14 protein-coding genes are annotated in these 15,460 nt (G+C 63.5%); 7 read left to right on the forward strand and 7 right to left on the reverse strand.

All coding sequences use genetic code 11. The features are described 5' to 3' along the window. Positions 1-6: 6 nt before the first annotated feature. Positions 7-1,017 (reverse strand): allantoicase, encoded by a 1,011-nt coding sequence (gene alc / locus HWY05_RS15175; RefSeq protein ID WP_176058831.1) that lies wholly within the window; start codon positions 1,015-1,017, stop codon positions 7-9. 109 nt (positions 1,018-1,126) lie between these two features. Then, positions 1,127-2,455, reverse strand: a complete 1,329-nt coding sequence (locus tag HWY05_RS15180; RefSeq protein WP_035548629.1) for a C4-dicarboxylate transporter DctA — start codon at positions 2,453-2,455, stop codon at positions 1,127-1,129. Positions 2,456-2,682: 227 nt separating this feature from the next. Here HWY05_RS15180 and HWY05_RS15185 point away from each other — a divergent pair, with 227 nt between their 5' ends. Next, a complete protein-coding gene (locus HWY05_RS15185; RefSeq protein ID WP_176058832.1) occupies positions 2,683-3,381 on the forward strand; it encodes a FadR/GntR family transcriptional regulator in 699 nt (232 codons plus the stop codon). 156 nt (positions 3,382-3,537) lie between these two features. Here HWY05_RS15185 and gap read toward each other — a convergent pair whose 3' ends face one another. Both gap and tkt read right to left on the reverse strand, forming a co-directional pair. Then, positions 3,538-4,548 (reverse strand): type I glyceraldehyde-3-phosphate dehydrogenase, encoded by a 1,011-nt coding sequence (gene gap, locus HWY05_RS15190; protein WP_035548635.1) that lies wholly within the window; start codon positions 4,546-4,548, stop codon positions 3,538-3,540. A 91-nt stretch (positions 4,549-4,639) separates the two neighbouring features. Beyond that, positions 4,640-6,661 carry a transketolase gene (tkt, locus tag HWY05_RS15195; protein WP_035548637.1) on the reverse strand — a complete coding sequence of 674 codons (2,022 nt, stop codon included), beginning with the start codon at positions 6,659-6,661 and terminating at the stop codon, positions 4,640-4,642. Positions 6,662-6,958: 297 nt separating this feature from the next. Between tkt and speE the strand changes: the two genes are divergently transcribed. From speE to HWY05_RS15210, 3 genes are all read left to right on the forward strand, one after another. Further along, on the forward strand, positions 6,959-7,846 hold the full coding sequence (gene speE, locus HWY05_RS15200) for a polyamine aminopropyltransferase (protein WP_176058833.1): 888 nt from the start codon (positions 6,959-6,961) through the stop codon (positions 7,844-7,846). Positions 7,847-7,962: 116 nt separating this feature from the next. After that, entirely contained in the window at positions 7,963-8,376 is a 414-nt protein-coding gene (locus tag HWY05_RS15205) for a VOC family protein (RefSeq protein WP_035548641.1), read from the forward strand. A gap of 19 nt (positions 8,377-8,395) precedes the next feature. Beyond that, positions 8,396-9,136: a 16S rRNA (uracil(1498)-N(3))-methyltransferase gene (locus HWY05_RS15210; RefSeq protein WP_176058834.1), complete on the forward strand. Its 741-nt coding sequence runs from the start codon at positions 8,396-8,398 to the stop codon at positions 9,134-9,136. A gap of 112 nt (positions 9,137-9,248) precedes the next feature. Here the strand turns inward: HWY05_RS15210 and HWY05_RS15215 are convergent, their stop codons facing one another. The 3 genes from HWY05_RS15215 to HWY05_RS15225 form a co-directional block, all read right to left on the reverse strand. Continuing rightward, positions 9,249-9,809, reverse strand: a complete 561-nt coding sequence (locus tag HWY05_RS15215; RefSeq protein WP_035549518.1) for a barstar family protein — start codon at positions 9,807-9,809, stop codon at positions 9,249-9,251. A 16-nt stretch (positions 9,810-9,825) separates the two neighbouring features. Next, positions 9,826-10,242, reverse strand: coding sequence for a ribonuclease (locus tag HWY05_RS15220; RefSeq protein ID WP_035548646.1), 417 nt, complete (start codon positions 10,240-10,242; stop codon positions 9,826-9,828). Between the two features lie 445 nt (positions 10,243-10,687). Further along, positions 10,688-13,027 (reverse strand): NADP-dependent malic enzyme, encoded by a 2,340-nt coding sequence (locus HWY05_RS15225; RefSeq protein WP_035548650.1) that lies wholly within the window; start codon positions 13,025-13,027, stop codon positions 10,688-10,690. 294 nt (positions 13,028-13,321) lie between these two features. Between HWY05_RS15225 and thiL the strand changes: the two genes are divergently transcribed. The 3 genes from thiL (at position 13,322) to HWY05_RS15240 (ending at position 15,453) form a co-directional block, all read left to right on the forward strand. Next, on the forward strand, positions 13,322-14,320 hold the full coding sequence (thiL, locus tag HWY05_RS15230) for a thiamine-phosphate kinase (RefSeq protein ID WP_176058835.1): 999 nt from the start codon (positions 13,322-13,324) through the stop codon (positions 14,318-14,320). Next, positions 14,310-14,882, forward strand: a complete 573-nt coding sequence (locus HWY05_RS15235; protein ID WP_176058836.1) for a phosphatidylglycerophosphatase A — start codon at positions 14,310-14,312, stop codon at positions 14,880-14,882. Before thiL ends, HWY05_RS15235 begins: the two co-directional genes overlap by 11 nt. Before the next feature lie 70 nt (positions 14,883-14,952). Continuing rightward, on the forward strand, positions 14,953-15,453 hold the full coding sequence (locus tag HWY05_RS15240; RefSeq protein ID WP_035548656.1) for a CinA family protein: 501 nt from the start codon (positions 14,953-14,955) through the stop codon (positions 15,451-15,453). Positions 15,454-15,460: the final 7 nt, after the last annotated feature.

The following is a 15,460-nucleotide window of genomic DNA, read 5'->3' on the forward strand; positions in this document are numbered from 1 at the left end:
GCTCCGTTACGCGATTTCGCCCCACAAGCGCAGGCGCGACACGCCGCCGTCCGGAAAGATATTGAAACGCACATGCGTGACCGGACCCAGCGATGCGATGCCGTCCGCGAAGGTGTGGACGTGGTCCATCTGCAGCTTCTGTTCGCCGAGCAGCACCGGCCAGAACATGGCCTGCGTGATCAGCGAATCGTCGGTGCCGCCCGTCACCGTGGCCGCTTGCAGCGAGCAGCGGTCGGGGTAATTGCCCTTGAAGTGCGCGGTGTCGACTTCGATCTTGCGAATCACGCCCGGCCGCGCCAGCGCGACGATCGCCCAGTCGTTGCCCGGCTCGCGACGGCGGCGGGTTTCCCAGCCGTCGCCCATGTTCACGCCGCGGCCCGGCATCAGCATTTGCGAGGCCGGCCCGAAGTGCTGGTTGTTGGCCGCGACCAGATAAGCGCCGTTCTCGACCGCGGCGAGATCCAGCAGCGTGCCGCTATCGACCCGCTCCCAGTCGCGTTTCGGCTGGCCGTACACGCGCAAACGGGCAAGGCCGCCGTCCGGATACAGATTCACCCGCAGATGCGTGAACGCGCGCGCGTCGCTCACTTCGACGTAATGGTGCTGGTTGCCTTGCAGCGTGGTGGCCGGCACGAGGCGTTGCCAGTCGGCGTTATCGGGCGGCACGTCGCCGTCCGCGTAGCAGGCTTCAATCGACGCAGCCGGCGGGAAATTGCCGGTGAAGTGGCTCGTGTCCAGATCGACGCCATGCACGACGCCCGGACGCGCCAGGCGGATCACGCAATAGTCGTGACCGGTGGTGCGCTTGCGGCGGGTTTCCCAACCGTCCATCCACTTGCCGTGGTCATCGTATTTACCGGGGATGAACACCGCCGGTTGCGGCTCCAGCATGCGGTCCTTCGGCGCGAAGAATTCGTCGCTGGCATGGAGCGCTTTCGCACCCAGTCGCGGGTCGGCGAGATTCATATAGCGACGGGTAAAAGCGGGGGCGTTGGGGTCGAGGATCGGATTGGCCATAGTCTCGGTCAGGCAACGAAAAAGTGATGGAGTGTCGGCGGATTGTCGTCATCCGCCGAGGCTGAAAGCGCGCTGCGTCGGCGCGCGGCATTCGGGAGTCGGCAGAAAATCAGACCGCCGGTGCGTGTTCGCCCGCGGCCCGTTCATCGCTCGAATCTTCGCCGGCCGGCACGTAGCGCAGCGCCGCATCGCGGTTCAGCACGCGATGCGCGCGCACCCGGTCGATATCGTTTTCCCACACGGCGACCACCACGGTCGCCACGCAATTGCCGATCAGGTTGGTCAGCGCGCGGGCGATGCCGACGAACCAGTCGACCGGCAGAATCAGCACGAGGCCGAGCACGGGGATCGCCGGAATCGCGGACAGCGTCGCGGCCAGAATCACGATTGCCGAGCCGGGAATGCCGTGCGCGCCCTTCGACGTCACCAGCGACACCAGCACCACCACGATCAGGTCATGCAAGGACAGCGGCGTGTTGGTGGCCTGCGCGATAAAGATCACCGCGAGCGTGAGATAGATGGAGAAGCCGTCGAGATTGAACGAGTAGCCGGTCGGTATCACCAGCCCGACCGTCGAATCCTTCACGCCCATCCATTCGAGCTTGCGCATGATCTGCGGCAGCACGGCGTCGGACGAAGCGGTGCCAAGCACGATCGACAGTTCTTCGCGCAGATAGCGGATCAGCTTGAAGATGCTGAAGCCGGCCAGCCGCATCACTACGCCCAGCACCACCACCACGAACACGAAGCAACTCGCGTAGAACACCAGCACCAGCAGGCCGAGTTGCTTCAGCGATTCGACGCCATAGGTGCCCGTCGTAAAAGCGATCGCGCCGAGCACGCCGAGCGGCGCGAGCTTGATGATGAAACCCATCACGCGGAAAAACACTTGCGACAGTTCGTCGATCAGGCTGCTGACGCGCTGCGCTTTATTGCCGAGCAGCGACAGCGCCGAGCCGAACAGCACCGAAAACACCAGAATCTGCAGGATGTCGCCGGTCGCGAACGCGTTGATCGCCGTGTCGGGGATGATCTTCAGCAGGAAGCCCGCCGTGTCCTTGAGGCTCTTGGCGTTCTCGGTGTACGTGGCCAGCGAAGCGGGATCGAGCGAATGCAGATTGATGTTCATGCCGACGCCGGGACGTGTGGCATACGCGAGCACCGCGCCGATCACGAGCGCGATCGTCGTCATGACCTCGAAGTAGACCACCGCCTTCAAACCGACGCGGCCGACTTTACGCAGATCGCCGGCGTGCGCCATGCCGCTCACCACGACGCAGAACACGATCGGTCCGATCACCATCTTGATCAGCTTGAGAAAGCCGTCGCCGAGCGGACGCAGCGATTGGGCGAAATGTGGATACACGGCGCCGATCACAATGCCGGCCACCAGCGCTATGACGACCCGGCCAAACAGCGAATTGAAAAACTTCAACACGGCTTTCTCCTGGTTGAGATGCTGATCTGTTCAGACTGGTCCGACCAGTGCTGTTATGGCAGATAGTAGGAAGCCGATATACTGACGTCAAGGTTTCAAGGAACAGTGTTTACCCGTTGTTTTTACCGCCTTTTCGGGCCGTATCGCGAATGCGCAAAGATGTGCCGTATGAGCGTTCGACACGCGTAATACAATGCTGGTCTGACCACGCTTTCAAGTGAGTTACGATGAAAAACGCCCCGCACACCGTCACCGACGCCGCCATCGCGACCATTCGCGAACGGATCGAAGCGGGCGTCTATCCGGTAGGTAGTTTGCTGCCGGCGCAGCGTCAGCTTTCCGAGGAACTGGAGATTAGTCGCGCTTCGTTGCGCGAGGCGTTGTCCACGCTCGAAGCGCTCGGCCTGCTGATGATCCGGCCCGGCAAGGGCGTCTACGTGGAAAGCGCGCAGGCCGTGGCCGCGCAATCGTGGCGCTTCTCGGAGCAATCGTCGCTGCCGGATACCTACCAGATGCGCTATGCGCTGGAAGGCTTTATCGCGCGCATGGCGGCGCTCGCCGTCAGCGAGGCCGACCTCGCCTGGTTCGAAGACAACATCACGGCCATGCAAACGGCGCTCGCGTGCGACGAACTCGACGAGGCCGCGTGCCTCGACTACGACTTCCATATGCGGATCGTGAATATTGCCGGCAACGCGGCAATCGAATCGATTCTGAGCAGCAGCGCGGACATCATGAAGGAAAGCCAGCGCATGCCGTTTTACCGACGCGAGCTGGTGCTGTCCACGTACATCGAACATCGTGTGATTCTGGATGCGCTGAAGGCGCGCGATTCCATCGCGGCGGGCCAGGCGATCGAGACGCATATCTCGAACGCGGCGCAGCGCGCCGGCGTGTATTTCCCGACGCCGCAGACGCGAACGTAGAGGTAGACGCGATAGACCAAGCAGATGCGTCAGCCATGCCAAACGCGCAGGCGCAGAACGCAGGCGTAAAAAAGCCGCTCCGAAGAGCGGCTTTTCTTTGTCTCCGACGCTTCAGCCCCGCCGACTCAAAGCCGGCAGCGCGATGCGTTGTCGACCTTACTTCGCGTTGGCCAGCGCCACAGCCGTATCCAGCATGCGGTTCGAGAAGCCCCACTCGTTGTCGTACCAGCTCGACACCTTCACCAGACGGCCCGACACCTTGGTCAGCGTCGCGTCGAACGTCGACGAAGCCGGGTTGTGGTTGAAGTCGATCGACACCAGCGGCGCCTCGTTGTAACCGAGAATGCCCTTCAGCGAGCCTTCCGACGCTTCCTTCATGATCGCGTTGACTTCTTCGACCGTCGTGTCGCGCGCGGCGATGAACGACAGGTCGACCACCGACACGTTGATCGTCGGCACGCGAATCGCATAGCCGTCGAGCTTGCCGTTCAGTTCCGGCAACACCAGGCCAACCGCCGACGCAGCGCCGGTCTTGGTCGGGATCTGGCTATGCGTGGCCGAACGTGCGCGGCGCAGGTCTTCGTGGTACACGTCCGTCAGAACCTGGTCGTTCGTGTAAGCGTGAATCGTGGTCATCAGACCGTTCACGAGGCCGATCTTGTCGTTCAGCGGCTTGACGAGCGGCGCGAGGCAGTTCGTCGTGCACGATGCGTTCGAGATCACCGTGTCCGATGCCTTCAGCACATGGTGGTTCACGCCGTAGACGATCGTTGCGTCGACGTCTTTACCGCCCGGCGCCGAGATGATCACCTTCTTTGCGCCGCCCTTGATGTGCGCGCTCGCCTTTTCCTTGGTCGTGAAAAAGCCCGTGCATTCCAGCACGACGTCAACGTTCAGCTCGCCCCACGGCAGTTCGGCCGGGTTGCGGTTCGCCAGCACGCGGATCTTGTCGCCGTTGACAACCAGGTAGTCGCCGTCCACCGACACTTCGCCCGGGAACTTGCCGTGCGCGGTGTCGTATTGCGTCAGGTGAGCGTTGGTCTTGGCATCGCCGAGATCGTTGATGGCGACGATTTCGATATCGTGCTTCTTGCCGTTTTCATAGAAGGCGCGCAGCGTGTTGCGGCCGATCCGGCCGTAGCCGTTGATTGCGACGCGAATCGTCATGGTCTATCTCCTGATGGCTGAAAAAAATTCGTCTCTATTCGTCTGCGCTTCCCAGTCTGACCGCAACGCATGCGGCCAGACTTGCCGAAGATCAGCCGAGTGCCGCTTTGGCCGTCGCTACCACGTTCTCGACGGTGAAGCCGAAATGCTTGAACAACACGCCAGCCGGGGCCGATTCGCCGAACGTGTCGATGCCGACCACGCCGCCTTCCAGACCCACGTACTTGCGCCAGAAATCCGTGACACCTGCTTCGATCGCGACGCGGCGCACGCCTTGCGGCAAGACGCGTTCGCGGTACTCGGCGTCCTGCTTGTCGAACACCGTGGTCGACGGCATGGACACGACGCGGGCGCCGATGCCTTCACGCGCCAGCGACTCGACCGCGTTCAGCGCCAGTTCGACTTCCGAACCGGTGGCGATCAGGATGATCTTGCGCGCGGGGATTTCGTCGTTCCAGTCGCGCAGCACGTAGCCGCCCTTCTCGATGTTGGCGATCTGCGCGTCCGTGCGTTCCGAGAACAGCAGGTTCTGACGACTGAAGATCAGGACCGACGGGCCGTGATGTTCGACCGCGTGGGTCCAGGCCACCGCCGTTTCGACCGTGTCGGCCGGGCGCCACACTTGCAGATGCGGAATCAGACGCAGGCTCGCGACGTGTTCGATCGACTGGTGAGTCGGGCCGTCTTCGCCGAGACCGATCGAGTCGTGCGTGAACACGAAGATCGACGGCGCTTTCATCAGTGCGGCGACGCGCAGTGCGTTGCGGCTGTAGTCGGAGAACGTCAGGAACGTGCCGCCGAAGGCCTTGAAGCCGCCGTGCACCGCGATGCCGTTGATCGCCGCGCTCATGCCGAACTCGCGCACACCGTAGTTCACGTAATTGCCGGCAGCGCGGCCTTCCGCGTTCACGCGCACCGGCTTGGCGGCCTTCCAGTTGGTCAGGTTCGAACCGGTCAGGTCGGCGGAGCCGCCCAGCAGTTCCGGCAGCACGGCCGACAGACCTTCGATAGCCTGTTGCGACGCCTTACGCGTAGCAATGGTTTCCTTGCGTTCGTTCGCGCCGGCGACGATCGCCTTCGCCTGTTCCGCCCAATCGGCCGGCAACTGCTTGGCCATACGGCGGGTGAATTCGGCGGCTTCCTGCGGATACTTGGCCTGGTAGGCCGCGAACGCCTTGTCCCACTCGGATTCGATGCGCGCGCCCGCTTCCTTCGCGTCCCACGCTGCATAGACTTCCTGCGGAATCACGAACGGCTCCCACTTCCAGCCGATCTTTTCACGCGTGGCCGCGATTTCCTTGTCGCCGAGCGGCGAGCCGTGCGAATCGTGGCTGCCGGCCTTGGTCGGCGCGCCTTCGCCGATCACGGTCTTGCAGCAGATCAGCGTCGGCTTGTCGGACAGCTTCGCCTGTTTGATTGCCGCGTCGACCGCGTCGACGTCATGGCCGACCACGTTCGGGACCACGTTCCAGCCGTACGCTTCGAAGCGCTTCGGCGTGTCGTCGTGGAACCAGTTCACCACTTCGCCGTCGATCGAGATGCCGTTGTCGTCGTAGAACGCGATCAGCTTGTTCAGCTTCAGCACGCCCGCGAGCGAGCAGGCTTCGTGCGAGATGCCTTCCATCAGGCAGCCGTCGCCGACGAACACGTACGTGTGGTGGTCGACGATCGTCGCGTCCGGCTTGTTGAATTCGGTGGCCAGCAGCGACTCGGCGAGCGCCATGCCGACCGCGTTCGCCAGACCCTGGCCGAGCGGACCGGTGGTCGTTTCGACGCCCGGCGTGATGCCGTATTCCGGGTGGCCCGGCGTCTTCGAATGCATCTGGCGGAAGTTCTTCAGCTCGTCGATCGGCAGATCGTAGCCGGTCAGATGCAACAGCGAGTACAGCAGCATCGAGCCGTGGCCGTTCGACAGCACGAAGCGGTCGCGGTCCGACCACTGCGGGTTCGTTGGGTTGTGACGCAGATGACGCGACCACAAGGCCACGCCGATTTCGGCCATGCCCATCGGCATGCCGGGGTGACCGGAATTCGCTTTTTGAACGGCGTCCATGGACAACGCGCGGATTGCGTTGGCCATCAGGGAGGTGGGTGCGGGAGACGGGGTCGTCATGTCGAGTCCGGAGACAGAGTCAGAAAGCGGTGTGCGCTTGAGTCCCGGATGCTCGGCGGCCAGTTCGCTTCGGCGCACGGTGCGGCGCCAGGAGACGCGAAACGGGCAGAGCAAACGGACAAGGCTGAAAGCGTGACATTCTAGCAGAACGTTGCGCGGCTCCCGAGCGGAAACCCGCATGGCCCGAGGCCGCACGTGGGCGCTGGGGTGTGCTGCGGTTCGCCTCGGTTCGGCTCGGTTCGCGGTTTACAATTGGACAACCTGAACCTACCGCGCTCCCGACGGAGCCCGTCCGCCGTGAGCGCTCCGCTGCTGTTCCACCCAAGTCCCGACGCCGTCTACGGATTTCCGCACGCACGACGGATCGCTTGTGTCGACTCGCCGTATCAGCGTATCGAGGTGTGGGACACGCCTCAGCTCGGCCGGCTCTTTACGCTCGACGGCCGTCCGATGACCTCCGTCGGCGACGAGTTCATCTATCACGAATGCATGGTGCACCCGGCCGCGCTCACGCATCCGGCGCCGAAGTCTGCGCTGGTGCTGGGCGGCGGTGACGGCGGCGCCGCGCGGCAATTACTGAAGCATCCCGGCATCGAACGAATCGTGGTGGCGGAGCTGGACGCCGAGGTGGTGCGCCTGACGCGCGAGCATTTGCCCGACGTACACGGCGGCGCTTTCGACGACCCGCGCGTCGAACTGGTAATCGGCGACGCCGCCGATTACGTCGCGGCGACGGCAGCATCGGCGGCGACACGGTTCGATCTGGTGATATTCGACCTGACGCCGCCGGACTCACCCGCAGCGGGCTTGTACACGCAAGCCTTCTACACCCAGCTCAAACGGACGATGACCCCAACCGCCGCGCTCTCCGTGCATCTCGGCTCGCCGTACTTTCATGCGCAGCGCGTAGCCGGCCTGCTCGACGGCTTGCGCGCGGCATTCGCGATTGTCCGCACGATGAGCGCCTTTATCCCGCTGTACGGCTCGCTGTGGATGATGGCCACCGCCAGCGACACGCTCGACCCCACGGCCCTCGACGCCGACACGCTCGCCGCAGGTTTCGCCACGCGCCGGCTCGAACCCGCTTCGCTGAGGCATTACGACCCGGCCCTGCACGCGGGACTGTTCTCGGCATCGCGCGCCGTGCGCGATAAACTAAGTCAATTCTTAACGTCAACACACTGAAGCGTGGGCACAATGCACGGTTCGCCCGGGCCGCACAATCGACACACCGATTGCGCAGTCGTCCCGCTGACCGCGCAGCCTGCGTCCCGCCAACCCCTCTCGATCCGGAGAACCCCATGACCGCCTCCCGCCCAGCCGGTGTGCCCTGGTTGACCCCCTATCTGACAGTACGCGACGCAGGCGCCACGAGCGCGTTCTTCTCGGCAGCGTTTGGCTTCGAAGTGCGCGACAGCGTGCAGGACGACGGCGTCGTCATGCATGTCGAGATGACCTATCAAGGCCAGTTGATCGTGATGTTCGCGCCGGAAGGCGCCTTCGGGTCCGCGGCGAAAACCCCAAAAAGTGCGGGCGCAATCGCGCCGCAATCGTTCTATGTCTATGTCGACGACGTCGACGCGGTTTACACGCGGGCGCTGGCCGCCGGCGCCAAATCGTTGAGCGAGCCACAGGATCAGTTCTGGGGCGACCGCTTCGCCCAGGTCGAAGACCTGGACGGCTACCGTTGGGCGCTCGCTCGCCACCTTTCCTGAACCAATGAGTATTTCTCTGATGCCTCGCTTCTTCGTCGATACGGCGCTCAACTCCGACGACATCCTGCCGCTTCCGGACGACGTTGTACGTCACATCCTCGTTCTGCGCCTGCAACCCGGCGACTCGATCGTGCTGTTCAACGGCGAAGGCGGCGAGTACAGCGCCGAACTCGTCGAGGTCGAACGCCGCTCGGTGAAGGTCGTGGTGCGCGAATTCCGCGCCATCGAAATCGAAGCGCCATATCACCTCACGCTCGCGCAAGGCATCGCCGGCGGCGACAAGATGGACTGGCTGATCGAAAAAGCGGTCGAACTCGGTGCGTCGTGTTTCATGCCGTTGACCACCACGCGCAGCGTCGTGCGCCTGTCCGGCGAGCGCGCGCAGCGGCGGCATGCGCATTGGCAAGGGATCGTGCGCGCGTCGTGTGAACAGTGCGGCCGCAATCGTCTGCCGGAAGTCATGCCGGTGCGCGAAATCGCGACCTGGCTCGGCGCGCTGCCGCCCACGCCGGAAGACGGCGAACTGCGGATTCTGCTGTCGCCGCGCGCGAGCATCAGCTTTACGGCCTTGCCCGCCACGCCGCCGCTCGGCCGCGTGACCGTGCTGGTCGGCCCGGAAGGCGGTTTTTCCGCCGCCGAAGAAGCCGCCGCGACCGATCACGGCTTTACCGCGGTTGGGCTCGGCCCACGCGTGTTGCGCACCGAGACGGCGGGGATCGCGGTGCTTTCCGCGTTGGCCGCGCGCTGGGGTGGGTGGTAAGCCGACATCGACGGCTCACTCAACGCCGCGCACTAAAAGCAAAAGGCCCGCCAATCGGCGGGCCTTTTTCATTTCTTAGCCTCACGCAGCGACTGCGCTGCACGGCCAAACGTTACGCAAACGAGTAGAACACCCGGAACGCGACTTTACGCTCGGCCCAGAACTCGGCCGCTTCGCGGAACACGTCCAGCAGCGTTTCGCGCCCTTCCTTGTCGAACTTCTGAGCGACCGGCAACTGTTCGAGCACGATCACGAAGCCGGGTTGCGTTCCGGCCTTATGAACCAGGTCGGTCAGGCAATCGTAGAGCGCGTCGTAATTTTTGCCGAAGTGCTTCGGAAACAGGAACGATGTCGCGATAGTCTCGAGCACTTCCTGCTTGGACTGCGCGTTCGCGCAATACGCATAGAGGAAATGCTGGCCGAGTTGCTCGGCCTCGTCAGCTAGATCCTGCACGCGGAACGCGCGGATCGACTGTACGATGTTCGGTCGTACGGTCTTGAAAAGACTCATGGGCTCCTCGTTCGATGAAACCACAGTGCCTGTTTCGCTCTGGTTCTCGCGGCCCTGATCGCCGGCTCGCATCTGCATGACGCGTTGGAACAAATTGCCGTCGCCGGCCGCGAAAAGATCCGTCGCGACTCCGGAGTCGTGCGCGTAGACGTTGTCGCTCATGCCGTTCATCCCGATGTCATTCAACAATACGATTAAAACTGGTGTAGTGGTCGTCCGAGTAGTAACAATTGTCGGTTCGCTGTAGCGGACCACCGCAGACGATGCGACGCGCCCCGCGATTACGCGCGCGAGGCGTGGGAACGGTGTATTCGTGGTAATAGCCGCGCCGATGGGCCGGCAGCAACCGTTCGCGATTGCCGAATACGATGCCGTCCTTCTCATACGGGTAAGGCCCGCCGGCAGCAATCAAGTTCAATGTATTGACCGCTTCGCGCGGCAACTGCGCCAGCGCGACGACGCCCTGCACCTGTGCGTTTGCATCGGCGGGCGCCGTGTAGTCGCGCGCCAACGCGCCAGGCACGGAACCGGATAACACGCACAGCGTTAAAGCACCGATCAGCACGCCTTTCATGCGCAGCCACTTGCGTGCCATGTACCAGGGTTCCCGCTGTTAAATCACGAGTTTGACGACCATGAAAGTCGTAAGGGTATCGCTAATAGCCTTTGGAATCAACGTTCACCCGGCTGACGTTCGCTATCAGTCAAGCGAAAACGCCCACCAGAGTGGCTTTGACGACTTTTGACAGAATTGTTAGCTTAGTCAAGCTAAACTTTAGCTCGATCTAGCAATCGCACGCTGATTGCGCGAGGTTCAGCATGCGGCCAGCCTGGGCGCGCCGCCTTCTGGCGCGTGCCCGGAGGGCTAAATTCGTTGGAAGCTGGATCGTGCGGTTTGCCATTTCAGGGTGACTATTCCCCAGTTCACCCGAGGCGTGCCCATTGCGGGCACGCTTTTTTTTCCGCTTTTTCCCGTTTTCGTGTGGCGAGGATCCCCTGCGCCACACGAGGTTCGATCAACAGACTCGATGCAGGCCCGATCAGCGCGCCGCGATCACGTCCGCGACCAGCAGGGCCGTCATGTTGACGATTCGGCGCACCGTTGCCGACGCCGTCAGCACGTGAACCGGCTGAGCCGCGCCCAGCAGCATCGGACCAATCGCGATGTTGTTGCCCGCGGCGGTCTTCAGCAGGTTGTACGAGATATTCGCCGCGTCGATGTTCGGCAGCACCAGCAGGTTAGCGTCGCCTTCCAGCGTCGAATCGGGCAGTACTTCGCGGCGCAGATTGGCGTCGAGCGCCACGTCGCCGTGCATTTCGCCGTCCACTTGCAGTTCCGGCGCGCGCTCGCGCAGGATCGCCAGCGTGTCGCGCATCTTCTGCGCGGTCGGCGCATTGCTCGAACCGAAGTTCGAATGCGACAGCAGCGCGACCTTCGGCTCGATACCGAAACGGCGCACTTCTTCGGCGGCCATGATCGTGATCTCGGCCAGTTGCTCCGGCGTCGGGTCCACGTTCACGTGCGTATCGACGATGAAAATCTGCCGATTCGGCAGCACCAGACCATTCATCGCCGCGTAGACCTTGCGGCCTTCCTTCTTGCCGATTACCTGATCGATGAAGTGCAGGTGACGGTGCGTCGTGCTGACCGTGCCGCAGATCATGCCGTCCGCTTCGCCCTTCTTCACCAGCATTGCGCCGATCAGCGTGGTGCGGCGTCGCATTTCGAGCTTCGCCATCTGCTCGGTGATGCCCTTGCGGGACATCATCTTGAAGTATTCCTGCCAGAAGTCGCGATAACGCTCGTCATGGTCGGTGTTCACGACCGTGTAGTCCTGACCCGCGATCAGACGCAGACCGTAGCGCGCGATCCGCTGCTCGATCACCGCCGGACGGCCAATCAGAATCGGCTTGGCCAGCTTTTCGTCAACGATGATCTGCATGGCGCGCAGCACGCGCTCTTCTTCGCCTTCCGCGAACACAATGCGCTTCTTCTCCGGCTCGACGCCACGCGCCACCTGGAAAATCGGCTTCATGGTCGTGCCGCTGTGATACACGAACTGCTGCAGATGCTGTTCGTACGCGTCCATATCTTCGATCGGACGCTCGGCGACGCCCGAATCCATCGCGGCCTTCGCCACGGCCGGCGCGACCTTGACGATCAGGCGCGGATCGAACGGCTTCGGAATCAGATAGGCCGGCCCGAACGATAGATCCTGAATGCCGTAAGCGGTCGCGACGATATCGCTCTGCTCCTGGCGCGCCAGTTCGGCGATCGCGTTGACCGCCGCGATTTCCATTTCCCGCGTCACCGTCGTCGCGCCCGCGTCCAATGCGCCGCGGAACAGGAACGGGAACACCAGCACGTTGTTCACCTGGTTCGGATAGTCGGTGCGGCCCGTGCACAGCACCGCGTCCGGACGCACTTCGAGCGCGAGTTCCGGCAGAATTTCCGGCGTCGGATTGGCGAGCGCCAGAATCAGCGGCTTGTCCGCCATCTGCTTGACCATGTCCTGCTTCAGCACGCCGCCAGCCGACAGACCCAGGAAAATGTCCGCGCCGCCGATTGCTTCAGCGAGCGTGCGGGCGTCGGTTTCACGCGCGAAGCGTTCCTTGTCCGGGTCCATCAGTTCGACGCGGCCCTTGTAGACCACGCCGGCCAGATCGGTGACGGTGATGTTTTCGAGCGGCAGGCCGATATCGACCAGCAGATCCAGACAGGCCAGCGCCGCGGCGCCCGCGCCCGACGACACCAGCTTGACCGACTTGATGTCTTTGCCGACCACCTTCAACCCATTGGTGATGGCCGCCGCCACGACGATCGCCGTGCCGTGCTGGTCGTCGTGGAACACCGGAATCTTCATGCGCTTGCGGCATTCGCGTTCGACGATGAAGCAATCCGGCGCCTTGATGTCTTCCAGGTTGATCCCGCCGAAGGTCGGCTCGAGCGCGCAGATCACCTCGACCAGCTTGTGCGGATCGGACTCGTTCAACTCGATATCGAACACGTCGATGCCGGCGAACTTCTTGAACAGCACCGCCTTGCCTTCCATGACCGGCTTCGACGCGAGCGGCCCGATGTTGCCCAGACCCAGCACCGCGGTGCCGTTCGTGACGACGCCGACCAGGTTGCTGCGCGCGGTGAAACGCGCGGCGTTCAGCGGATTCTCGACGATTTCCTCGCACGCGAACGCGACACCCGGCGAATACGCCAGCGCGAGATCGCGCTGGTTGATCATCTGCTTGGTCGGGGCGATCGCGATCTTCCCCGGGGTGGGGAACTCGTGGTAATCGAGGGCGGCTTCGCGGAGTTTGCTATTGACGGGAGTCGACATAAGGCGGGCTTCGAAGTGCGGATTAGAATAGATGTTCGACGGCATTGTAGCCCCAATTGCCGGCTCAATTCGTTCAAAACGGGTACAACTGCCGCGACCGAAACAGTGCGAAAGGTCGATGCAATGTGCATCGGTCGAAATGCAGTGTTGACGTGCCGTACAGCCTACTCGCTTGGGCGTTGCCGGCGCATTAGGGATTGAACCCGGATTGAACCAGTGGCCGCTTCGTACAATGCGCGCCGTTAGCCGACGTTCGCGGCGCTTATTGCCTCAACTATCGCTCACTACGGCTCAGCTACCGCTCATCCACCGCTCACTTACTGTTTACGCACCGCCGCCATGCTCTCCGAGTTTTCGCTGATCGATCGTTTCTTCGCGCGCCGCGCCGCCGCCCAACCGTCTGACGCGGAGAGCGGCGCGCTCGGCATCGGCGACGACTGCGCACTGCTCGCGCCACGCCCCGGCGAAATGCTGGCGATCTCGACGGACATGCTGGTGGAAGGCCGCCACTTTTTCGCCGACGTCGATCCGCAAGCGCTCGGTCACAAAGCGCTCGCGGTGAATCTGTCGGATCTCGCGGCAATGGGCGCGCGGCCGCAGGCGTTCACGCTAGCGTTCTCGTTGCCGAAAGCCGACGAAACCTGGCTCGCCGCCTTCAGCGCAGGACTCTTCGCGCTGGCCGAACGCTACGATTGCGCGCTGATCGGCGGCGATACGACTGGCGGCCCGTTGAATCTGTGCATCACCGTGTTCGGCAGCGTGCCGCCGCAAGTAGCGCTGCGCCGCGACGCCGCGCAAGCCGGCGACGACATCTGGATTTCCGGCGCCCTCGGCGACGCACGCGCCGGGCTCGGCGTGCAGCGCGGCGAGTGGCAGGCCGATGCCGACGACGCTGCGACGTTTCGTCGCGCCCTCGAACGCCCTGAGCCGCGCGTCGCGCTCGGCCTGGCGCTGCGCGGCATCGCGCACGCGGCGCTCGATCTGTCGGATGGGCTCGCCGGCGATCTGCTGCACATTCTCGAACGCTCCAACTTGCAGGCCACCGTCGACATCGACGCGGTGCCGCGCTCGGCCGCGCTGCGGCGTTTGTCGCCGGCCATCCAGCAGCGCTGCACGCTGGCCGGCGGCGACGATTACGAACTGTGCTTCACCGCGCCGACTTCCGCGCGCGCCGCGGTGCAAAACGCCGGTCGCGAGGCGGCCGTGCCGGTCACCCGCATCGGTACAATAAGCGCTCTCCAAACGGCGGCCGACCGCCCGGCGATCGGCTGGCGCGACGCCGCCGGCGCGCCGCTCACTCTGACGTTGCAAGGCTTCGACCACTTTCATGCAGACTGATCCCCCGCTCGGCCCCGCCAACGAACTCATCGACGGCCAGCCGCCGAAAGAGCCTAACGCGCCCAATCCGCGCCCACGGCCGCGCCGTGCGAGCGCGCGGTTCATGCTGTCGCATCCGCTGCACATGCTCTCGTTGGGGTTCGGCAGCGGCTTGTCGCCCATCGCGCCAGGCACCTTCGGCACGCTGTTCGCGTGGGCGTCGTTCATCGTTCTGAGCCGCTATCTGACCGTGACCGAATGGGGTCTGCTGATCGCGTTCGGTTTTGTCGGCGGCATCGCGCTGTGCGGCTTTACCGCGAAGAGGCTGGGCATCGACGACCCGTCGCCGGTCGTGTGGGACGAGATCGTCGCGTTCTGGCTGGTGCTGCTGATGGTCACGCCCGCCACGCTGACCGAGCAATTGTGGGCGTTCATCGTGTTCCGCTTCTTCGACATGGTGAAACCGCCGCCCATCGGTTATTTCGATCGCCGTCTGAAAGGTGGCTTTGGCATCATGTTCGATGACCTGGTTGCCGCATTTTTCACGCTGCTCGTCATTGCGCTCTGGCGCATGTCGGTTTAATCCTCGCCGGTGGCCGGCCCTCTGTGCCGCCGGACCTCGCCCGCGGGCCCCCGTTTTCCGGATTGACGCCATGCCTACCGATTCCGTGGTTCACCAGCTCGCGATTCGCGTGAGCAACCGCCTGCGCGACGAACGCCTGATGCTCGTCACCGCCGAATCCTGTACGGGCGGCATGGTGGCGACCGCGATCACCGACATTTCCGGCAGCAGCGGCTGGTTCGAACGCGGCTTCGTCACGTATTCGAATCAGGCGAAGAGCGAGATGATCGGCGTGCCGGCCGACATGATCGAGAAGCATGGCGCTGTCAGCGAGCAGGTCGCGCGCGCCATGGCCGAGGGCGCGCTGCGCAACAGTCGCGCGCAGGTGTCGGTGTCGATCACCGGCGTCGCCGGTCCGGGCGGCGGCACCGAGACCAAGCCGGTCGGCATGGTCTCGTTCGGCTGGAGCAACCGGCTGCATACGTCGGTGGAAACGAAGGTTTTCAAGGGCGATCGCGAACAGATTCGCGTGCAGGCCGCCACGCATGCGCTGCGCGGCGTGCTGGCGTTGCTCGATGAACGCGAGCATTGATGGTTCG

Source organism: Paraburkholderia sp. BCC1876 (genome assembly GCF_902833695.1).
In the GTDB taxonomy this organism is placed as follows: domain Bacteria; phylum Pseudomonadota; class Gammaproteobacteria; order Burkholderiales; family Burkholderiaceae; genus Paraburkholderia.